The sequence below is a fragment of the Pseudomonas sp. RIT-PI-r genome, from assembly GCF_001297015.1.
Taxonomy (GTDB): domain Bacteria; phylum Pseudomonadota; class Gammaproteobacteria; order Pseudomonadales; family Pseudomonadaceae; genus Aquipseudomonas.
Window position 1 is genome coordinate 61,537 of record NZ_LIGE01000031.1, and the last position, 21,183, is coordinate 82,719.

Genomic DNA, 21,183 nt, shown 5'->3' on the forward strand with positions numbered 1-21,183 from the left:
ACCATGGATCTGACACGGCGTCAGTTGTTGCAACGGGCAAGCATTGTCGGCGCGTTCAGCGCGTTGGCGAGCCATCCGGCATTGGGCCAATTGATGCGCGCACCAAGGTTGATTCCGTGGCGCAACTGGTCGGGTGGGCAGAGTTGCCTGCCAGCAGCGCGGCTGGCACCGAAAAATCTCGATGAGCTGGTGACCGCTATCCAGCAGGCGCAGGGCAAGATCCGCCCAGTCGGCTCGGCGCATTCCTTCAGTGCGTTGGTGCCCACCGATGGCACGCTGTTGTCGCTGAGCTATTTCAACGGTTTGCTCAATCACGATGGGAAAACCTTGCAAGCCGAATTCGCCGCCGGCACACCGATGTCGCGCATGGGCCTGCCACTGAAAGACATCGGCCAGGCCCTGCAAAACATGGCTGACATCGATTACCAGACCCTCGCCGGAGCCATTGCCACGTCGACCCACGGCACCGGGAAAAACTTCCAGTCCTACTCGGCCCACGTCTGCGGCCTGCAACTGGTCACCGCCAATGGCGAAGTGTTGGACTGCGACAGTCAGCGTCACCCTGAAGTATTCAATGCCGCACGGGTTTCCCTCGGTGCCCTCGGCGTGGCGACGAAAATCCGCCTGCAAAACCGCCCGGCCTATCGCCTGCGCGAACGCCAGTGGATCGCCAAGACCGAAGAACTGCTCGAAGACCTCGACAGGAACACCCGCGAAAACCAGCACTGGGAAATGCTCGTCGTCACCCATTCCGACTACGCCTTGTCCATCGCCCTAAACGAAACCGACGAACCGGCGACGCCGCCGATCCCGCCTGAAGAAGAGGGCGGCAACGAGTTCGTCACCCTGATCGAGAAGATCGACAAGTACGGCAGCGACTTCCCCGACCTGCGCCGCACGCTGCTCAACAGCTTGCGCCATCTGGCCAGTTTCGATGATCGCATCGGCGACTCGTTCGACATTTACGCCAACGTGCGCACCGTGCGTTTCAACGAGATGGAATATTCGGTGCCCGCCGAACACGGGCCGGCCTGCCTGCGCGAGATTCTCAAGCTGATCCAGGACAAGGACCTGCGCACCTGGTTTCCCATCGAGTACCGCTACGTCAAGGCTGACGATATCCCGCTGAGCATGTTCGAGGGCCGCGACAGCTGTTCGATCTCGGTGCACCAGCATTACCAGATGGATCATCACAATTTCTTCGCGGCGGTCGAGCCGATTTTCTGGAAGTACAACGGCCGCCCGCACTGGGGCAAGTTGCACACGCTCAACGCGCGAACCCTGCAGCCGCTGTATCCGCGCTGGCGTGAGTTTGTCGATGTGCGACAGGCGCTCGATCCGAACGGGCGCTTTCTCAATGCGCATTTGTCGTCGATTCTGGGGGTGAGCTGATGACGGTCAATCGACGTAATTTCCTGTTGGGTACGTTGGGCTTCGGTGTGTTGTTGGTGGGGGCTGGAGCGTGGCTGCGGCCGGGCGACCGCGGTGCGCCGTACAGCGACTATTTCCGCGCGCTGAACAAAGAATTGAAGGACAACGGGCCAATGCGCCCGGTGCTGCTCATCGACCTGGATCGGCTCGATCACAACATCGATGTGGTGATGCAATCGGTCAAACGCGGTGGCAAGCAATTGCGTCTGGTGGAGAAGTCGCTGCCATCGCCGGGGCTGTTGAGCTACATCGCCCAACGTGCCGGGTCGCAAAAATTGATGTCGTTCCATCAGCCGTTTCTCAATCACGATGCGCAGGTGTTTCCGCAGTCCGACATTCTGCTTGGCAAACCTTTGCCGGTGCGTTCGGCAGCGCAGTTTTATCAATCCCACAAAGGTCCGTTTGATCCCGCGAAGCAACTGCAATGGCTGCTCGACGGGCCGCAGCGTTTGCAGCAATACCTCGCGCTGGCTCAGGGGTTAGGCACAAGGATGCGCATCAACATCGAACTGGACGTCGGCCTGCATCGCGGCGGCGTCAGTGATGTGAATGTGTTGGGCCAAATGCTCACGCTGATCAGCGCCAATCCGCAGCATCTGGAGTTCGCCGGGTTCATGGGTTACGACCCGTTCGTGGGCATGGGGGTGCCGGGGATTCTCGGCTCGCCGGAAGAACTGTTCGCCAAGGTCATGGTGATTTATCAGCGTTGCGTCGATTTCACCCGGCAGCAGTTTCCGGCGTTGTGGCATGACGGCTTGTGCCTGAATACCGCTGGCAGTCCGAGTTATCGCATTCATGAAAACGAGAAACTGAGTACCGAGGTTTCCGTGGGCACGGCGATGCTCAAGCCGACGCACTACGATTTGCCATCGCTGACCGAGCATGTGCCTGCGACCTATATCGCCACGCCCGTGTTGAAAAGCACTGGCGCGGTGAATATCCCGGCGCTGGATGACAAGTCGAAGCTGTTTTCGTGGTGGGACCAGAACCAGCGCCAGACTTTCTTCATCTATGGCGGCAACTGGATGGCCGAATTCGAATCGCCCCAGGGTTTACAGAGCAACAGCGTCTACGGACGCAGCTCCAATCAAGAGATGGTCAATGGCTCGAATGCCGTGGGGCTGACGGTGGAAGATCAAGTCTTCCTGCGGCCGACCCAGACCGAAGCCGTGCTCCTGCAGTTCGGCGATCTGCTCGCCGTGCGCAACGGCAAAATCGTCGACACCTGGCCCGTCTACACCTGACCCAAAATCACCACCAATCCCCTGTAGGAGTGAGCCTGCTCGCGATAGCGTCCTGTCAGTTGATATTTATTTGGCTGACACACCGCTATCGCGAGCAGGCTCACTCCTACATTGGATGTGTGTACACCCATACGCGGTAATGAAGCTTTTATGACAAAAGTTCGGTAGCACATCGCCAGTCCGGTCATGCCTATGTAACGCGCTTGAGGAGCCCAACGGGGCGCTTTTCACAAGCCGAGGCGGGACGCCGGGAGTGAGGCAATGGGGACTATGGAACGCTACTCGAAAGTGGGCATGCAGGAACTCGATCAACGCCTGTCGAAGATCGTCGAAGCCGCGCGCAAGAAGCCGGTTTCGGTGTATCGCTACGGCGCGCCGTGGGTCTGGATCGTCTCGCAGGATGACTGGCAAGGCGCCTTGAAAGAGGTGTCCAGCTACATTCCGCCGGGGCATTCGCTGGTTCTGTTGCGCCCGCAGATCGATGATCTGCTCGACGCCCACCAAAGCCTTCTGCACGACCTCAATGCCCAGCCCGGCATGCTGATCCCCGCGCAAACGGTCATGCACATTCTGCTTCTGCAACTGCTGTATTCGGTGCCCAGCGAGCAGCAACTCTACGAACAGCTCAATTACAACTTGCTGTTCCGCTGGTTCGCAGGTCTTGGCCTGAACCAGAAAGTCTGGAGTTTCAACGCCCTCAGTCGCGACATCGCCACGCTGCTCAATGAGCCGCGCGCGGTGCTGCTCATTCAAAAAATCATCGGCGAAGTGTTCTGCGGCGCCTTGCTGCAAATGCCCGAGTTCTCGTTGAACTTCGCGCTTTTGCACACGTGGCTGGGCAAACACGCCTGCGCCTCGACAGCCAGCAATTGACGCCATACACGCGGCGTTCGAAACGCCAACAGGTCATCGCGAATTCAGGGGGTAGTGTGGAACCGATTTTCAAGTCACGGCTGGCGCTGTGGGGCTGGCTGCTGGTGACGGCGGGCGCGCAGCCGGCATTGGCCGAAGAGGCTGCCGAAAACGCGGCGGCCAAGCGTCTGGTCGACGTCAACGAATACTTCGTGCGCGGCAACACTGTGCTCGATGCGCGGGCGATTGAAGAAGCGGTGTACCCGTTTCTCGGCCCGCAAAAAGCCCTCACCGATATCGAAGGCGCACGGGATGCCTTGCAGAAGGCCTATCAGCAACGCGGCTATCAGTCCGTGTTCGTCGAGCTGCCGGAGCAAGCCGTCGCCGATGGCATCGTCTATCTGCAAGTCAGCGAAACCAAGGTCGGCCGCGTGCGTGTGGTCGGCGCCAAACACTATTCGCCGCTGGACATCCGCGACGACGTCCCGGCGCTGAAAGAAGGCGAGGTGCCGGACTTCGCCAAGGTTCAGGGCGAACTGGCGCAGCTCAACAAAACCCCGGGCCGGCAAGTGATGCCGCTGGTGCGCGAAGGGCAGCGCCCCGGCACCATGGACGTCGATTTACAGGTCGAAGATCAGAACCCGTGGACCGCCAGCGTCGGCCTCAATAACGACTACAGCGCCGACACGGAAAAGCTGCGCACCGTCACCAGCCTCGGCTACAACAACCTCTGGCAACTCGGCCATAGCGTCAACCTGACGTTCTTCACCGCGCCGCAGGAAACCGACAATGCCAAGGTCTGGTCCGGCTCCTACACCGCGCCGCTGACCGATCGCTGGAGTGTGCAGTTTTCCGGTTACCAGTCCGACAGCAACGTCGCCACCATCGGCGGCAGCAACGTGCTCGGCAAGGGCCACAGCTACGGTGTATCGGCGATCTACACGCTGCCCTCCAGCGGCAACTGGTCGAACTCGCTGTCGGCCGGCATCGACTTCAAGGACTTCGACGAACGTCTGACCCTGTCCGGCGAGAGCGACAAAGTCCCCCTGCAATACGCGCCGTTCACCTTCGCCTACAACGGCTATCGCTACAGCGAAAAGAGTCAGCTCGGCCTCGGCCTGAGCCTGGTTGCCGCGACCCGCAGCATCTTCGGCTACGGCAGCTCCGACGAAGATTTCGACTACAAACGCTACCGCGCCAAACCGAGTTTCGCCGTGCTCAAGGGCGATACCAATTACACCTGGACCTTCGACAGCGACTGGCAGAGCGCAAGCAAAGCCGCGTTCCAGCTCGCCTCCGGGCCGTTGGTTTCCAACGAACAATTCTCTGCCGGTGGCGCCACTTCGGTGCGCGGTTATCTGGCCGCCGAACGCACCGGCGATGACGGCGTGCTGCTCAGCCAGGAAGTGCGCACGCCGTCGCTGGCCAAGTACGCCGGCACATGGATGCAGGACTGGCGCTTCTACGCCTTCGCCGAGGGCGCGCAGTTGTATCTGCGCGACGAACTGCCGGATCAGGACGCCAATTACGCCCTGGCCAGCGTCGGCCTCGGCACCCGCGCCAGCCTGAGCAAATGGCTGTCCGGCAGCCTCGACTGGGGCTACCCGCTACTCGAAGGGCCGAACACCTCGAAACAGGAATCGCGCCTGCACTTCAACCTTCAAGCCACTTTCTAAAGGAGCACGTTCATGCAGCGCCTCATTCTTTCGTTGTTGATCTGCCTGGGCTTCGTGCTCCCGGCCACGGCTCAGGCCTGGTGGCAGGACGACTGGCACTACCGCAAACAGATTGCCGTCGACACCACGCCGCAAGGCGCGGCGATCAATCAGGCCCTTGGCCGCACCGCGCTGCTGGTGCGTCTGCACACCGGCAACTTCACCTTCGATGGGGTGAAGGAGGACGGTTCGGACCTGCGCTTTGTTGCCGCCGATGACAAAACCGTGCTCAACCATCAGATCGAGAGTTTCGACGCGTTGATGGGCATGGCGCTGATCTGGGTCGATGTGCCGAATGTCGAGGGCGGGCAGCGCCAGGACATCTGGATGTACTACGGCAATCAGAAGGCCCCGGCGACTGGCAACGGCCAACTGACTTTCGACCCGAATTACACCGCGCTTTATCACTTCGACGGCGCCACCGGCGCCCCGGCCAAAGACACCACCGCCTATGGCAACACGGCGCAAAGTGCGACCGGCGCGGCGATTGACGGTGTAGTAGGGCGCGCGTTGCAGTTCAGCGGCCAGCCGTTGTTGCTGCCGGCGAGTCCTTCGTTGCAACACAACGCCGGCAGTGCATTCACTTTCAGTGCCTGGTTGCGACTGGATCAGGCCAGTGGCGAACAACTGATTCTCGCCCGTCGCGAAGGCGCCAACAGTCTGCTGATCGGTGCGAATCAAGGCGTACCGTTTGTGGAAATCGATGGCCAACGCGCCGTCGCCACCCAAGCGCTGAACCCGGGCCAATGGCAACACGTCGCGCTCACCGCTGAAGGCTCGAAAGTAACCCTGTTCATCAACGGTCGCGAAGCTGCCATGCTCGCGCAGGCGATGCCGGCCTTCAACTCGGTCATGGCCATCGGCGCCGACCTGCACGAAGGCCCGTTCCAGCCTTTTGTGGGCGCTATCGATGAATTGCGCCTGTCGAAGGTTTCACGCCCGGCAGCGCTGTTGCTGGCGGACGCGACTTCCCAAGGCGCCGAGTCGAAACTGGTCGCTTACGGCGTCGACGAAGAACAGTCCGGTTTTGGCTTCGGCAGCCTCGGCTTCCTGCTCAACGCGGTGCCAATCGACGCTTGGGTGATCATCGCCGTGCTGGTGCTGATGATGTTCCAGTCGTGGATCATCATGCTGCGCAAAAACCGCAGCCTCAGCCGCGTGTCTGCCGCCAACGAAGACTTCCGTGTGCAGTTCGCCAAGGTCGGCACGCGTCTGGAGATGTTCGCCGACGACGCGCAACTCGCCCAGCGTTTGCAGCATTCGTCGCTGTGGCGTCTGTACTTGGTGGCGGTCAAAGAGATTCGCACCCGTCGCGAGCAGGGCGCCGATACCTCGTCGGTTTCAGCGGCGACCATCGAAGCGATCCGCTGCTCGATGGACGGCGTGCGTACCCGCGAAAACCAGCAGCTCAGCTCGAAGCTTTCGACCCTGTCCAACGCCATCGCCGGCGGCCCTTACATCGGCCTGCTCGGCACGGTGCTGGGGATCATGGTGGTGTTCCTCGGCACGGCGATGGCCGGTGACGTGAATATCAACGCTATCGCGCCGGGTATGGCTGCTGCGTTGCTGGCCACGGCAATGGGCCTGTTCGTCGCGATTCCAGCGCTGTTTGGCTACAACCGCCTGATCACCCGCAACAAGGAAGTCAGCGCCGACATGCGCGTGTTCGTCGACGAGTTCATCACCCGCCTGGCGGAGATGCATGGCGAGAGCCAGTTCAGTGAGGCGTCGCATCGCGGCCATCACGCCAACCACTCCGTACCGGCCTGAGGAGCACTGACATGGCGTCTGTAAATGCCTCCCACGACGATGACGAAGATGCAGCGGTGGACAGCATCAACATCACCCCACTGGTCGACGTGCTGATGGTGGTGCTGGTGATGTTCATCCTCACCGCCACCGCGCAGGTCTCGGGGATCCAGATCAATTTGCCCAAGGCCAGCGCTTCGGTGTCGCTGTCCGAGGCCAAGACCAAGGCGATTTCGGTCAACGATGGCGGCCAGGTGTTCCTCGACGCCTACCCGGTGACGCTGGCTGAACTGGAAGAACGCCTGCGCATCGAGAAGGCGCAGAGCCCGGATTTCCCGGTGATCGTGCGCGGCGACGCGACGGTGCAATACCAGAAAGTCATCGAAGTGCTGGATCTGTTGCGCCGGCTCGAACTGTCCCAGGTCGGTCTTGTGACCGGCAAACCGAGTCAGGGCTGAGTCATGACCGCACAACTCCCGATCGAGCCGCTGCCGGTGAAAAAGCCAGCGCTGCGTTATGCGAAGTGGGGCGCCGGCTTGCTGATCGGCGCGCTCGCCGCGTGGTTTTTGTGGCAGTGGGCCAACGACATGAGCGGTATTCGTCGTGAAGCGCCGAAGGTGCCGACGATCATTCCGTTGCCGCCACCGCCACCACCGCCGCCGGAAAAACCACCGGAGCCGGAAACCCCGGTGGAAGAAAAAGTCCTCGAGCCGGAGCCAACGCCGGAGCCGGAAGAGGTCAAGCCCGAGGAAGAAGCGCCGCCATCCCCAGCGGAAGATCTGGCCAACCCGATGCAAATGGACGGCGATGCGCAATCCGGCAACGACGCCTTCAACATCGGCGCGGGCAAGGGTGGCGGCATGGCCGGTGCGGGTGGCGGACGTTTGGGCACGGGGACGTACAGCCAGTTTCTGGCGTTCACCTTCCAGCGTTTGCTGCGCGAGAACCCTGAGCTGCGCAACCTCGCGTTCTCGTTGCAGGCCGATGTCTGGTTGAGCGGCGTCGGCGAGATCACCCGGGTCGAACTGATCAAGTCCAGCGGCAACCCCGAAATCGATACCCAAGTGTTGGCGGCGCTGCGCGGTGCCCCGGCGCTCAGCGAACGGCCACCGGCCTCCATCACTTTGCCTGTGCGCCTGTCCCTGCAAGGGCGGCGTCCGGGTTAATTCATTTATTTACGCTTTGGCAAAAGGAGTTGTGTGCAGATGATTTCCAACGTGAATCGATTGTCCCTGGCGGTCGGCATGGTCATTGCGACCCTGGTCGGTCAGGCCGCGGCAGCGCCTGCGCCCTCGGAGAACGCCACGATCAATCTGATCCGCTTGCTGGTCGAGCAGGGCATTCTGAAACAGGACAAGGCCGACGCACTGATCGCTCAGGCGCAGAACGAAGCGGCCCAGGCCAAACAGGCCGCTGCGTCTACCGCCGTCGCAGCCGGACCAGTGGCGGCGCCGGGCGATGTCCGCGTGCAATATGTGCCGGCCGCGGTGCGCGACCAGATACGCGATCAGGTCAAAGCCGAAGTCATGGCCACTGCCAAACAGGAAAACTGGGCCGCGCCCAACAGCTTCCCGGAATGGGCTGCGCGCATCAGTTTCGACGGCGACATTCGCTTGCGCAACGAATCGCGCTACTACTCGGACAGCAACAGCAACGAGATCGTCGACTTCGCCAAGCTCAACAACAACGGTCCGTACGACGTTAACCCCAACAGCAGCACCAGTCTGCCGCCGTTGCTCAACACCCGCGAAGACCGCACCAACCAGTTCCGCATCCGCGCACGGCTGGGCATGAAAGCCGAGATCTCGCCGCAATGGACCGCCGGCATTCGTATCGGCACCGGTTCGGACAACAACCCGGTGTCGACCACGCAAAACCTCGGCGGCGGTTTCGCCAAAAAGGACATCTGGCTCGATCAGGGTTATTTGAACTGGAAGCCGACGGATGAGCTGACCCTGACCGGCGGGCGCTTCGCCAATCCGTTCATGTCCACCGACATGCTCTATTCCAACGACTTGAACTTCGACGGTGTCGCGGCGATTTTCGACCACAAGCTCAACCGCGATTGGGGGGTGTTCGGCACCGTCGGCGCGTTCCCGGTGGATTACACCAACGACACCGCCAGCAGCAACGGTTTCGACAAGGAAGAGAGCGACAACAAGTGGCTGTACGGCGCGCAAGTCGGCGCCAAATGGGCGATCAACAGCAACAACCGCTTGAAGGGCGCGTTGGCGTACTACCGTTTCGACGACATTCAGGGCGAGCGCTCCAGCCCTTGCGAACCGTGGGCCGGCGCGCCGGGCTGCGACAGCGACGGCAGCCGCACGGCGTTCATGCAGAAGGGCAACAGCGTGTTCCTGCTGCGCGACATCACGCCGAACCCGCTCAACCCGAGCACCACGCCGCAGCCGCAGTTTGTTGGCCTCGCTTCCGAATTCAATCTGCTGGACTTGAACGTGGTGTGGGACGCCGACCTGCCAGAAGATTTCAAACTGCGCAGCCAGGGCAACTACATCCACAACCTCGCGTACGACGAAGGCGACATGCGCAAGCGTTCCGCCGGGCAGATCGTCAACAACCTCGACAGCAACGGCAACATCGAAAGCGGCGCCAATGCGTGGATGGTGCAGTTCACCCTCGGCAGCGCACTGGACCTGAAAAAGCAGGGCGACTGGAATCTGTTCGCTGGCTACAAGTACATCCAGCCGGATGCCTTGCCAGATGGCTTCAACGACTCCTCGTTCCACCTCGGCGGCACCAACGCCAAGGGTTATTTCATGGGTGGCAACTACGGTCTGGCGAAGAACGTTTATGCCACCGGTCGCTGGATGAGCACCGAAGCGGTGTACGGCGCGCCGTTCGACATCGACGTCTTGCAGCTTGAGATCAACACGCGCTTCTAAGGCGCCGGGAGAGGGTTATGAAAACGCGATTTGTGTGGCTCGGGCTCGGGCTTTTGATCGCCACTGGAGCGCATGCCGAAGGCATGGAAGAACGCCTGCGCACGCAATTGCGCAGCACCACGCAACAGTTGCAGGCCCTGCAAAGTCAGCAGGCCCAGGCCAGCGCCGCGCAACTGGCGGCGCAGAACGAGGCCAAGGCTGCGCAGGCGCAAATCAAGCAATTGACCGCCGAACTGGCCAAGGCCAAAGGCGTTGCCGAGCAATTGGCCGGACAGCAACAGAGCCTGCACAGCCAGGCGCAGGCACAAGTGGCAGCCAGCGCCGAGCAGACCGGCAAGTTCAAAAAGGCCTATGACGAGTTGCTGGTCATGGCCCGTGCCAAAGAGGCAGAACGGTCTAAGCTTCAAGCGCAATTGGCTGAACGTGACACACAAGTGCAGCAATGTTCAGTCAAGAATCAGCAGATGTACGGCGTCGCCAAACAGATCCTCACTGCCTACGAAAACATCGACGTGGCCGAGGTGATGAAGATCCGCCAGCCCTTCGCGGGCAGCGCCCGGGTCAAGTTCGATGAACTGGCTCAGGGGTTCGGTGACGAGCTCTACAAGACTCAATTCGACGCGCCGCAAGCCGCGCTCGCGCATTGATTTAAAAGACTGCTAAACAAGGAAGAAACAATGACTCAATTGATCAGCCACGTATCGCCACAATCCCTGACCGACGTCCTGCAAGCGGCCGGTTATCGCGTCAATCAGACCGAACAGAACGGCATCGTCCAGTTGCTCAGCGCCAGCCAGGGCATTGGTTACGCCGTGCGTTTCGGCAACCCGGCGGTGGAGCAGGGCAGCTACGTCGATTTCACGTTCAGCTGTGCGCTGCGGGTGCAGGGTGAGTTGCCGCAGGGTGTGGCCGAGCAGTGGAACGCCACGCGCCGTTTTGCGCGCTTGTCGTTGCAGGGCGAGTTTCTGGTGATGGAAATGGACGTGGTGGTGGCGGCGGGCGTGAGCAACGATCACCTGCGTGGCAACCTGGAATTGTGGGATCGTCTGCTGCAGGAGTTCATCGTTTATCTGCGTGACTTCACCCAGAACGGCAGCGCGCAGACCGCCAAAGTCGCCGTGGCCGAGGAAGAGGAAGTCGCGCTGTGAAAAAGCCTGCCATGGTGATCAGCGCCGCTGCGGTAGCGCTGTTGGTGGTGGCCGTGGCGCTGGTGGTGCGACCGGGCAGTGACCCGGTCGCCGCCCAGCAATCGTCGCCAGTGGCGGCGGTTGCTGCGGGGCCGGCGGTGGCGCGGTTGGGTAATCAGCAGGTAACCCCTGCGGAACTTCAGACCCTGCTCGCGACAGTCCCGCCAGAGACCCGCGAACAATTGCGCGGCAATCGTGAGGCGCTGGAGCGCTGGATTCGCACGCGTCTCGCCGAGAAAGCGGTGCTGGAGCAAGCTGATGCGCAGGGTTGGGCGCAGCGCCCGGAGGTTGCGCGGCAGACTCGTGCGGCGACTGAGCAGATTGTCTTTCGCGATTACTTGCGTTCGGTCAGTGAAGTCCCGGCGGATTATCCGAGTGCTGCCGAGTTGCAGCAGGCCTACGATGCCGGCAAGGCGAACTGGCAGACCCCGGCGCTGTATCGGGTCAGTCAGATTTTCCTTGGGGTGAATGATCCGCAGAATCTTGAATCGGTGCGCAAGCAGGCGCTCGAACTGAGCAAGAAAGCCCAGGCGACGCCGGCAGAATTTGCTGCGCTGGCGACTCAATATTCGCAGGATCGCGTCACCGCTGAACGCGGCGGCGATAGTGGCCTGCAACCGTTGCAGCAACTCGTTCCGGAGGTGCGTGGCGCTGTGGCGCGGCTCAAGGTTGGCGCAGTCTCTGATCCCGTCCAAAGTGCGGCCGGGTTTCACGTAATCAAACTCACCGAGCAACAGCCTGCACGCACCGCAACCCTCGATGAACTGCGCGATCAACTGACCCAGGCCTTGCGTGCGCAGCGCCAGGAGCAGATAGCCCAGGCGTACCTGGACGGCATGCTCAATACCGCGACGCTGAGTATCGACGGCGCTGAACTAAACAAAGTCCTAGAGGAAAAACGCTAATCCCACCGTCACCACAAGCCCCCTGTAGGAGTGAGCCTGCTCGCGATAGCGGTGTGTCAGGTTAAGCAATGTCGACTGACACACCGCTATCGCGAGCAGGCTCACTCCTACAAGGAATTGCGTAAAGGCAACCACAAAGATCGACAGGGAGTCATCGATGTCATTCACCGAACCCGCAGGACGACAGGGCAGCGCCGAGTACTGCTGGGCGCAGGACAAAAGCGATTCCTGGCTGGCACAAGCCGCCGCGATCAATGCCGATATCGCCCAATATTTCCTGGTCAGCGCCCGCTGCGGCTGCTTCATGCAAGCCGCGCGCAGCCTCAACGTACGCTCGACCCTGCTGCGCAAACAGTTGGCGCAGCTTGAACAAGAACTCCAGCACTCACTGTTCAGCTTTCAGGGCAGCGCCCTGAGCCTGACCCGCGAAGGCCAACAGCTACAAGCCAAACTGGTGGCGCTGGCGAATGAACGCAAACTGCCGGTGGTCGAGCAACCGCTCATTCGCCTGGCTGTCGCCGAATCGATCCTGCATGACATCCTCGGCCGCGACCTGATCGCGCTGCTGCGCCGCAACGCCAGTGTGCGCCTGGAGATCATCGCGCTGGACAGCGAATTGTCCCTGCGCGCGGTCAGCGCCGACATCGTCCTCTGGCTCGCCCACGGCGAAACCCCACACCCCGGCCCGACCTTCGCCACCAGCGAACCGCAAGCGCTGGCGCGCCTCGACTACCTGCCGCATATCGCCAAACGCTACTCCCGTGTTACCGCGCGTCCGGACACCCCCGACGACCTCGCCGACTTCATGCTGGTGCAATGGCAACACGACCGGCAGATCCACAGCTTTCGCCCATGGAATGAGCTGGTCGAACAGCGGTTGGCCGGGGTGGTGCAGATGCAGTCCTATGAACTGATGCTGGAGATGATCCGTTGCAGCGCGTGCATTGGTTTGCTGCCGGCGTATATGAGCCGCTTTGATCGGGGCCTGATTGCGCTACCGGGGCTGTTCGAGGAACCGATGCAATTGCAGGCGTGGCTGGCGGTGAATGCTGAATCGCAGAGCATGCCCGAAGTGCAGACCCTCACCGACCTCATCCACCACACTTTCAACGAACGCCAGGAATGGTTCCAGCCCTGACGCATTCCCCTGTAGGAGTGAGCCTGCTCGCGATAGCGGTGTGTCAGATTGATCAATGTTGACTGACACACCGCTATCGCGAGCAGGCTCACTCCTACAAGTATTTACCTATGGCAGATGTCGTGTTTGGCGGTTTAGAGTGGTCAGCCACACATCGATCCAGGAAGGATCCGCCATGCCCGACCACAACGCCGCCATTCACATCGAACGCTTCAGCGAGTCGCACCTCGAGGCTGTCACTGCGCTCTACAACGAGCGGGCCGTCACCCGGCAAGTGTTGCAGATGCCGTTTCAGTCCGTCGACGTCTGGCGCCAACGGCTGCTGGCGGAAAATGAACGGGTGTTGAAGCTGGTCGCGCTGCATCAGGGCGTGGTGATCGGCCATTTGGGGCTGGAAAACTATTCGCGGATTCGTCGCAGCCACGCCGGCAGCGTCGGTATGGCAGTCGCCGGGGCGTGGCAGGGCAAAGGCGTGGGTTCGAAGCTGTTGGCGGCGGCACTCGACGTCGCCGACAACTGGATGAACCTGCACCGCGTCGAACTCTCGGTTTACGCCGACAACGAGGCCGCCATCGCGCTCTACCGCAAATTCGGTTTCGCGGACGAAGGTCTGTTTCGCGATTACGCGGTGCGCGACGGACAGTGGGTCGACACCCTGAGCATGGCCCGCCTGCGCAATCGTTCGAAAACCTGACTTACTCGCCCAGCGCGAACGCCACCGCCGACTGCGCATGCAGCTCGGTGGTGTCGAGCAGGGGCAGGGCGCTGTGTTCGGGTTTGAGCAACAGGCCAATTTCCGTGCAACCGAGAATGATCGCCTGCGCGCCACGAGCGGTGAGGGATTCGATCACCCGCTGATAGATTTGCCGCGACTGATCGCTGATCACGCCGACGCAGAGTTCGTCGTAGATGATTCGGTGCACGTCCTTGCGCTCGGCTTCGTCCGGCACCAATACGGTCAAACCCTTGGCGACCAGGCGTTGCTTGAGAAAGTCCTGTTCCATCGTGAATGCGGTGCCGAGCAGACCGACGGTGCGCGCATCAATGTCCAGGGCAGCCTGCGCGGCCGGTTCGGCGATGTGCAGGAACGGAATGCTGATCGCCGCCTGAATCTGCTCGGCGACCTTGTGCATGGTGTTGGTACACAGCACCACACATTCCGCGCCTCCCGCTTCCAGCCTGCGCGCAGCATCGACCAGAATCGCCGCCGCATCGTCCCAGCGCCCGGCGTGCTGGGCCTGTTCGACAGGGCCGAAGTCGACGCTGTACATCAGCAATTGTGCCGAACGCAACGGGCCGAGACGATCACGGACGTGTTGATTGATGAGTCGATAGTATTCGGCGCTGGATTCCCAGCTCATGCCGCCGATCAGGCCGATGGTGCGCATTGGATGTCCTCAGGCAAATGACAGTGTCGAGTATTCAGGTCTGCCAGGAGTTTCCTTCGGTTTCCGGCACGATACCAGCAGCAACTGACTGTACCGCTGATCTTTCGCGCAAGTGTCATGGTGTTTCTGACCGTACAGAGAGGCTCCGATCTGCCACTATGGTGTTTCGCAGGATCCTTTCCGAGGCACACCGCAATGAGCGACGTTCAACAACTGGGCGAGATGCTTCGTCACTATGCCGAAAGCGAAGCGCACAAGAAGCAGGTTTTCGAAACGCAGTCGCAAGTCTGGGCAACACGGATCACCGGGTTGTTCGGCGATATTCAGCAATGGCTGGAGCCGGTGCAAGCGCCGAATCTGCTGGAAGTCAGCCGCGAACCGTATGTCGCATTCGGGCCGAGCACGCCGGTGGAGACATCGACCTTCAAGACCGAAAAACTGAGCATCGTCATCGCTGGAAAACCGGTCGAGTTTGTGCCAGACGTAATGGGCAGCGCGGGACAGATTTCCCTGGCGGTGATGGGGCTGACGGCGGCGCGGTATGGCAGCATTTCGCTGGTCGGATTGCCGGACGGCACGTGGCAGTGGCGCAAGACCAATGGCCTGAAGGACCCGGATACCTTCGCCTTCGATGCCAACTTCCTTGCCCAGCAACTGCAAAGTCTGATCCCCCGCGATCGCGCCTAGATCACACGGACTCTCGCGATGATCGTCCCCACGCTCTGCGTGGGAACGCCTCTACGGACGCTCCGCGTTCGGCTTTTGGGACGCAGAGCGTCCCGGGCTGCATTCCCACGCAGAGCGTGGGAACGATCAAGGCGAGAAGGCTACATATCGAGATTGACCCACCCCGGCTTCGCCACCTCGGGCGCCACCGCTTTCACGGTTTTACCGGTGGCCAGCTCCACCCGCCGCGCCACTTCCGGATCGTCGGCAAACGGCACCATGCTCGCCTCATCCAGACTGTCCGCCGTCTCCCGCCGCAAGCAGTACTCGACCGCCAGCCACAGAAACACCACGCCCAGCACATCGAAAAAAATCTCCAGCATGACCGGCTCCCCGCCTCAGGCGATTTGCGCTTCACGGTGGGCCAGTGCGACGTCGGCGACCCGCACCGTGCGCCAGACGTTGTAGGCCATCAGCAACATCCCGGTGAGGAAAAACACCCCCCCGGCGAAGCGCACGATGAACCCCGGATGACTGGCCTGCAGCGCTTCGACAAATGAGTAAGTCAGCGTGCCGTCCTCGTTGATCGCCCGCCACATCAGGCCCTGGGTGATACCGTTGACCCACATCGACGCGATGTACAACACGGTGCCAATGGTCGCCAGCCAGAAGTGCAGGTTGATCAGCGGCGTGCTGTACATCTGCTCGCGGCCAAACACTTTTGGCACCATGTGATAGGTCGCGCCAAAGGTGATCATCGCCACCCAACCCAACGCCCCGGCGTGTACATGGCCGATGGTCCAGTCGGTGTAGTGGGAGAGGGCATTGACCGTTTTGATCGCCATCATCGGCCCCTCAAATGTCGACATGCCGTAGAACGCCAGCGACAGCACGAGGAAGCGCAGGATCGGGTCGGTGCGCAACTTATGCCAGGCGCCGGACAAGGTCATCATGCCGTTGATCATCCCGCCCCAGCTCGGCGCGAGCAGGATCAGCGACATGGCCATGCCCAGTGACTGTGCCCAGTCCGGCAGCGCGGTGTAGTGCAAATGGTGCGGGCCGGCCCAGATGTACAGGGTGATCAGCGCCCAGAAATGCACGATCGACAAGCGATACGAATACACCGGTCGATTGACCTGTTTCGGCACGAAGTAATACATCATGCCGAGGAAGCCTGTGGTCAGGAAGAAACCCACCGCGTTATGCCCATACCACCACTGCACCATGGCGTCGGTGGCGCCGGAATACACCGGATAAGACTTGAACCAGTCCACCGGAATCGACAGGTGATTGACCACGTGCAACATGGCGATCACCAGAATGAACGCGCCAAAAAACCAGTTGCCGACGTAGATGTGTTTGGTCTTGCGTTGCACCACGGTGGTGAAGAACACCACGGCGTAGGCGACCCAGACAACGGCCATCCACACCGCGCCGGAGAATTCGATTTCGGCGTATTCCTTGGTAGTGGTGTAGCCCATCGGCAGGGTGATCAGCATGATCACGATCACTGACTGCCAGCCCCAGAAAGTGAATGCGGCGAGGGCGTCCGAGTACAGCCGCACCTGACAGGTGCGTTGCACCGCGTAGTAACTGGCGGCAAATTGCGCGCTGCCGGCGAAGCCGAAAATCACCAGGCTGGTGTGCAGCGGGCGCAAGCGGCCGAAGGTGGTCCACGGCAGGTCCAGGTTCATCTCTGGCCAGACCAGTTGCGAGGCGATCAACACGCCCATTGCCATACCCACCACACCCCAGAAAATTGTGGCGATGACGAATTGACGGACGACCTTGTAGTTATAAGCCTGTCCGATTGTTGCTGTGCTCATGGTCAGTTCATCCACGGTTGCAAAGTCTTGCCAGGCCACCCGGTCTGGCATGAGCTGCACTGTAGAAACCCCGTCAGAAACAAAACAGGCTCAGGAATTGTTCATTTGTGCGGATCAGATGTAAGTACTGGCTGCGGCGTTCTGCCGCGCCCTGATATGGTTTTTATCGCTTCAGGTGAATCTGTAACGCGCTGCGCTGCTTCGTCATAGTGCTTTGAAGAAAACTGTGGGAGCGAGCCTGCTCGCGAATGCGGTGTGTCAGCCAACAATGCAGTTGCCTGACACACCGCATTCGCGAGCAGGCTCGCTCCCACAGGAATAACTGATGAGGTGGCACGCATGTATCAATACGATGATTACGACCGGGCGCTGGTGTTCGAGCGCGTTGCGCAATTCCGCGATCAGGTCGAGCGCTTCATGGCCGGGGAATTGAGCGAAGAGGAGTTTTTGCCGCTGCGCCTGCAAAACGGCCTGTACCTGCAAAAACATGCCTACATGCTGCGCGTAGCGATTCCCTACGGCACGTTGAGCGCCGAGCAGATGCGCACGCTGGCCAGCATCGCCAGCGACTACGATCGTGGTTACGGCCACTTCACCACGCGGCAGAACATGCAGTTCAACTGGATCGAGCTGGCCGAGGTGCCGGACATCCTCGAACGCTTGGCGCAAGTGAACATGCATGCGATCCAGACATCGGGCAACTGCGTGCGCAACATCACCACCGAAGCGTTCGCCGGGGTCGCCGCAGACGAAATGATCGACCCGCGCCCGCTGGCCGAGATCCTGCGGCAGTGGTCGACGATCAACCCGGAATTCCTGTTTCTGCCGCGCAAATTCAAGATCGCTATCTGCTCGGCAAAGCAGGATCGCGCGGCAATCATGATGCACGACATCGGCCTCTACCTTTACCCCGGCCGCGACGGGCAGATGCTCCTGCGGGTAATTGTCGGCGGCGGCCTGGGCCGCACACCGATTCTCGGTTTGCAGATTCGCGAAGGTTTGCCGTGGCAGCATTTGCTGTCCTACGTCGAAGCGGTTTTGCGCGTGTACAACCGTCACGGCCGGCGTGACAACAAGTACAAGGCGCGCATCAAGATTCTGGTCAAGGCGTTGGGCATCGAGGCGTTTGCCAAGGAAGTCGAGGAGGAATGGCAGCACCTCAAGGACGGCCCGGCGCAGTTGACCGAAGCCGAATACCAGCGCGTTGCCAGTGCCTTCGTGCCGCCGGTTTATCAGACCTTGGCCGACACCGATCTGGACTTCGGCACGCGTCTGGCGCAAAGCCCGGCGTTCGCCCGTTGGGTCGCGCGCAACGTGCAGCCGCACAAGGTCTCGGGTTACACCAGCGTGGTGTTGTCGACCAAACCGGGCCCGACGTCGCCGCCAGGGGATGTCACCGGTGTACAGATGCTGGCGGTGGCCGACTGGTCGCAGCGTTTCGGTTTCGGCGAGATCCGTATCGCCCATGAGCAGAACATCGTCCTGCCCGACGTGGCGAAGAGCGACCTCTACGCGTTGTGGCAACTGGCGTGCAAACACGATCTGGGCAGCGCCAACGTCGGCCTGCTCACCGACATCATTGCCTGCCCCGGTGGCGATTTCTGCGCGTTGGCCAATGCCAAGTCGATCCCGATTGCCCAGGCAATTCAGGCGCGCTTCGATAACCTCGATTTCCTGCATGATCTGGGCGATATCAGCCTGAACATCTCCGGCTGCATGAACGCCTGCGGCCATCACCACATTGGCAATATCGGCATTCTTGGCGTCGATAAGAACGGCAGCGAGTGGTATCAGATCACCCTCGGCGGCGCCCAGGGCAAACACAGCGCGCTGGGCAAAGTCATCGGCCCGTCGTTCAGCGCTGCCGAAGTGCCGCAGGTGATCGAGCGGATTATCGGCACGTTTGTGCGCTATCGCGAGCATGAGGAATTGTTTATCGACACCGTGGCGCGAATAGGCCTGGAGCCGTTCAAGGAACGGGTCTATCCGAAGACGCTGGAGGCCGCGGTATGAATAATCTGTTGCGGCTGGAGCAGGGCGTGGCGCGAATAGTGACGAACGATCCGTGGACGCTGGTGCGTGAGCCTTCGACGCCACGGCCTTCGGGGTTGTTGATGCTGCCGCTGGCGCACTGGCTGCAATCGCCGTCGACCCACGCGGTGTGGCTCGGCCCCGACGATGAGGTCGAAAGCCTGCTGCCGTGGTTGGCCTCGTTGCCACTGATTGCGCTGGATTTCCCGAGCTTTCGCGATGGGCGTGCTTACAGTCAGGCGTATCTGCTCCGCAGCCGGTTTGGTTGGACAGGGGAGTTGCGCGCGATTGGCGATGTGCTGCGTGATCAGCTCAGCCATATGCGCCAGTGCGGGTTCGACAGTTTTGCGGTGCGTGAGGACAAATCCGCCGAGGATGCGCTGAAAGGATTGGCCGGGATGAGCGTGCTGTACGGGCGCTCGGTGATTGAGCCGCGTCCGCTTTTCCGTCGGCGTTGACGGTTAAAAAGATCGCAGCCTTCGGCAGCTCCTACAGTGGATCGCGTGTAGGAGCTGCCGCAGGTTCGGGCCGCGTTCGGACGATCTTTTGATCTTCGATGTACACCGGGGAAACCCCTACAACCCTCACTCGTTGGGCATTTTTCCTTGGGTCGATGGTGGCCTTTTGGTAGAGTCGCCGTCGCCAGCGGGTTTTCGGCTGGACGATGGAACCGAAGAAGGGAGTCTGATCAGTGAGTCCGGGCAAAAAAATTCTCGGCCTCACAGCGTTGCTTTTGATGGTGACGCTGTGGGCCAGTTACTTTTACGTATTCAAGGAAAACCGCGGCGGCCAGCTCGGCGGCGTCGGTGAAAGCACCGCGTGGTGCGGCACGCCGCCATCCACGGAAGCGGCGTTGCTGGGCAAGGACCAACTGACCTTGCGCGTCACCAACAACCTGCGCGGCGAGTTCATGCTCGGTGGCTCCCTGGTGGTCTCCGAACGTACCTTCAACCGCTATGACCTCGGTCGCAACGAACTGCGTTTGCGTCTGGAACCCTTGCAGTGGACCTACGGCGCCACGCCGATCTTCCTCGAACAGGTGAAGATCCAGCCACTGAGTCGCAACCTCTCTACGACCAACAAAAGCGCCTACGCGCAACTCGAATCACGTCCGATCGGCGTGCAGGGCCAGGTCACCGAATTCCCGTTCGACACGTATCGCTACGGCTACAAACCGGTGCTTTATTACCTCAAGGGCAGCGAGCGCATTGATCTGCGTTTCAAGAACATCACCACGCTGATGGAGATGTCCAACACCTTCACGCCGATCCAGAAGTACAACCGCGTCGACTACATCAACGAGAAAACCTCGATGATCCGCGATGAGGATTACAAGGCCTACGGGCCCCACGAATGTGCCTTCAGCGTCGAGCGCAAAGGTTCGTTCAAGGTTGTCGTGTTGTTGCTGCTGTTGGTGTTGTGCCTGCCGTTGCTGCTGGTGTTCTACCGCAATGAACCGGGGATCGACTTTCTCGCCACGCTGTTGGGCGCTGCGATCGTGCGGGTGCTGCTGATCGGGCCGGTGCAGGATTTCCAGCTGTACAACATCGACTTCCTGTTGGGGGCGGCGATTTTGCTGGTGGGCACGGTGTCGCTGATCAAGGCGATGCACATCAACAGCCGGCGCGAGATGGCGTTGCGTAGTGGTGAGACTTCGTCCTGGTAATCGGGTGAATCCTTAAAAGCCCCTCACCCTAACCCTCTCCCAGAGGGAGAGGGGACTGACCGAGGTGTCTGTCGTCCTGCACCGACGTGAAAGACCGAGTCGACTATCGATTCAAAGCCAATCGTTCACGTCGGTGTATCTCTTGAATATCCCCCAATCGGTCCCCTCTACCTCTGGGAGAGGGCTAGGGTGAGGGGACGACGATCTCCAGCCAATCACTTGAGCGCCGGATCACCCATATTCATCTTCTTCCACCCCTGCAACAGCACCCGCGCCTTTTCCTGGTAAACGGTTGAACCTTGAAAAGCCCCTCACCCTAACCCTCTCCCGGAGGGAGAGGGGACTGACCGAGGTGTCTGTGGCCCTGCACCGACGTGAAAGACCGAGTCGATTATGGATTCAAAGCCTATCGCTCAAGTCGGCGTATCTCTTGAATCTCCCCCAATCGGTCCCCTCTACCTCTGGGAGAGGGCTAGGGTGAG

At 60.7% G+C, this 21,183-nt stretch carries 20 protein-coding genes; 17 read left to right on the forward strand and 3 right to left on the reverse strand.

Annotated features, from left to right (window positions below; genetic code table 11):
- Positions 1–63: 63 nt before the first annotated feature.
- The 13 genes from AK821_RS18740 (at position 64) to AK821_RS18800 (ending at position 13,818) form a co-directional block, all read left to right on the forward strand.
- On the forward strand, positions 64–1,392 hold the full coding sequence (locus AK821_RS18740) for a D-arabinono-1,4-lactone oxidase (protein ID WP_161806662.1): 1,329 nt from the start codon (positions 64–66) through the stop codon (positions 1,390–1,392).
- A gap of 74 nt (positions 1,393–1,466) precedes the next feature.
- Entirely contained in the window at positions 1,467–2,675 is a 1,209-nt protein-coding gene (locus AK821_RS18745; protein WP_161806663.1) for a DSD1 family PLP-dependent enzyme, read from the forward strand.
- A gap of 270 nt (positions 2,676–2,945) precedes the next feature.
- Entirely contained in the window at positions 2,946–3,548 is a 603-nt protein-coding gene (locus tag AK821_RS31420; protein ID WP_064391036.1) for a transposase, read from the forward strand.
- A 56-nt stretch (positions 3,549–3,604) separates the two neighbouring features.
- Complete coding sequence (locus AK821_RS18755) at positions 3,605–5,203, forward strand: ShlB/FhaC/HecB family hemolysin secretion/activation protein (RefSeq protein ID WP_064391037.1); 1,599 nt, start codon at positions 3,605–3,607, stop codon at positions 5,201–5,203.
- A gap of 12 nt (positions 5,204–5,215) precedes the next feature.
- On the forward strand, positions 5,216–7,012 hold the full coding sequence (locus tag AK821_RS18760) for a DUF2341 domain-containing protein (protein ID WP_064391038.1): 1,797 nt from the start codon (positions 5,216–5,218) through the stop codon (positions 7,010–7,012).
- 11 nt (positions 7,013–7,023) lie between these two features.
- A complete protein-coding gene (locus AK821_RS18765; protein ID WP_007915482.1) occupies positions 7,024–7,449 on the forward strand; it encodes an ExbD/TolR family protein in 426 nt (141 codons plus the stop codon).
- Between the two features lie 3 nt (positions 7,450–7,452).
- Positions 7,453–8,157 (forward strand): energy transducer TonB family protein, encoded by a 705-nt coding sequence (locus AK821_RS18770; protein ID WP_064391039.1) that lies wholly within the window; start codon positions 7,453–7,455, stop codon positions 8,155–8,157.
- A gap of 39 nt (positions 8,158–8,196) precedes the next feature.
- Positions 8,197–9,894 (forward strand): putative porin, encoded by a 1,698-nt coding sequence (locus tag AK821_RS18775; RefSeq protein WP_064391040.1) that lies wholly within the window; start codon positions 8,197–8,199, stop codon positions 9,892–9,894.
- Between the two features lie 17 nt (positions 9,895–9,911).
- Positions 9,912–10,541, forward strand: a complete 630-nt coding sequence (locus AK821_RS18780) for a hypothetical protein (RefSeq protein WP_064391041.1) — start codon at positions 9,912–9,914, stop codon at positions 10,539–10,541.
- A 30-nt stretch (positions 10,542–10,571) separates the two neighbouring features.
- Entirely contained in the window at positions 10,572–11,042 is a 471-nt protein-coding gene (locus AK821_RS18785; RefSeq protein WP_064391042.1) for a YbjN domain-containing protein, read from the forward strand.
- Positions 11,039–11,986 (forward strand): peptidylprolyl isomerase, encoded by a 948-nt coding sequence (locus tag AK821_RS18790; RefSeq protein WP_064391043.1) that lies wholly within the window; start codon positions 11,039–11,041, stop codon positions 11,984–11,986. The genes AK821_RS18785 and AK821_RS18790 overlap by 4 nt, the downstream gene beginning before the upstream one ends.
- 157 nt (positions 11,987–12,143) lie before the next feature.
- Positions 12,144–13,124 (forward strand): LysR family transcriptional regulator, encoded by a 981-nt coding sequence (locus AK821_RS18795; RefSeq protein ID WP_064391044.1) that lies wholly within the window; start codon positions 12,144–12,146, stop codon positions 13,122–13,124.
- Between the two features lie 175 nt (positions 13,125–13,299).
- Positions 13,300–13,818 (forward strand): GNAT family N-acetyltransferase, encoded by a 519-nt coding sequence (locus AK821_RS18800; protein WP_064391045.1) that lies wholly within the window; start codon positions 13,300–13,302, stop codon positions 13,816–13,818.
- A gap of 1 nt (position 13,819) precedes the next feature.
- Here the strand turns inward: AK821_RS18800 and AK821_RS18805 are convergent, their stop codons facing one another.
- Positions 13,820–14,512 carry an aspartate/glutamate racemase family protein gene (locus AK821_RS18805; RefSeq protein WP_064391046.1) on the reverse strand — a complete coding sequence of 231 codons (693 nt, stop codon included), beginning with the start codon at positions 14,510–14,512 and terminating at the stop codon, positions 13,820–13,822.
- Between the two features lie 195 nt (positions 14,513–14,707).
- Between AK821_RS18805 and AK821_RS18810 the strand changes: the two genes are divergently transcribed.
- Positions 14,708–15,199 carry a hypothetical protein gene (locus AK821_RS18810; RefSeq protein WP_064391047.1) on the forward strand — a complete coding sequence of 164 codons (492 nt, stop codon included), beginning with the start codon at positions 14,708–14,710 and terminating at the stop codon, positions 15,197–15,199.
- Between the two features lie 140 nt (positions 15,200–15,339).
- Here AK821_RS18810 and AK821_RS18815 read toward each other — a convergent pair whose 3' ends face one another.
- Complete coding sequence (locus AK821_RS18815; protein WP_064391048.1) at positions 15,340–15,561, reverse strand: hypothetical protein; 222 nt, start codon at positions 15,559–15,561, stop codon at positions 15,340–15,342.
- A 15-nt stretch (positions 15,562–15,576) separates the two neighbouring features.
- A complete protein-coding gene (gene ccoN / locus AK821_RS18820; protein ID WP_064391166.1) occupies positions 15,577–17,004 on the reverse strand; it encodes a cytochrome-c oxidase, cbb3-type subunit I in 1,428 nt (475 codons plus the stop codon).
- Between the two features lie 339 nt (positions 17,005–17,343).
- Between ccoN and AK821_RS18825 the strand changes: the two genes are divergently transcribed.
- The 3 genes from AK821_RS18825 to AK821_RS18835 all read left to right on the forward strand — a co-directional run bounded on the left by AK821_RS18825 (position 17,344) and on the right by AK821_RS18835 (position 20,701).
- Positions 17,344–19,017 carry a nitrite/sulfite reductase gene (locus AK821_RS18825; protein ID WP_064391049.1) on the forward strand — a complete coding sequence of 558 codons (1,674 nt, stop codon included), beginning with the start codon at positions 17,344–17,346 and terminating at the stop codon, positions 19,015–19,017.
- Positions 19,014–19,493, forward strand: coding sequence for a DUF934 domain-containing protein (locus tag AK821_RS18830; RefSeq protein WP_064391050.1), 480 nt, complete (start codon positions 19,014–19,016; stop codon positions 19,491–19,493). The genes AK821_RS18825 and AK821_RS18830 overlap by 4 nt, the downstream gene beginning before the upstream one ends.
- Positions 19,494–19,726: 233 nt before the next feature.
- The gene (locus AK821_RS18835; RefSeq protein WP_064391051.1) at positions 19,727–20,701 is read left to right on the forward strand and encodes a hypothetical protein; all 975 of its coding nucleotides are present in this window, start codon (positions 19,727–19,729) and stop codon (positions 20,699–20,701) included.
- The last annotated feature ends 482 nt before the right edge of the window (positions 20,702–21,183 follow it).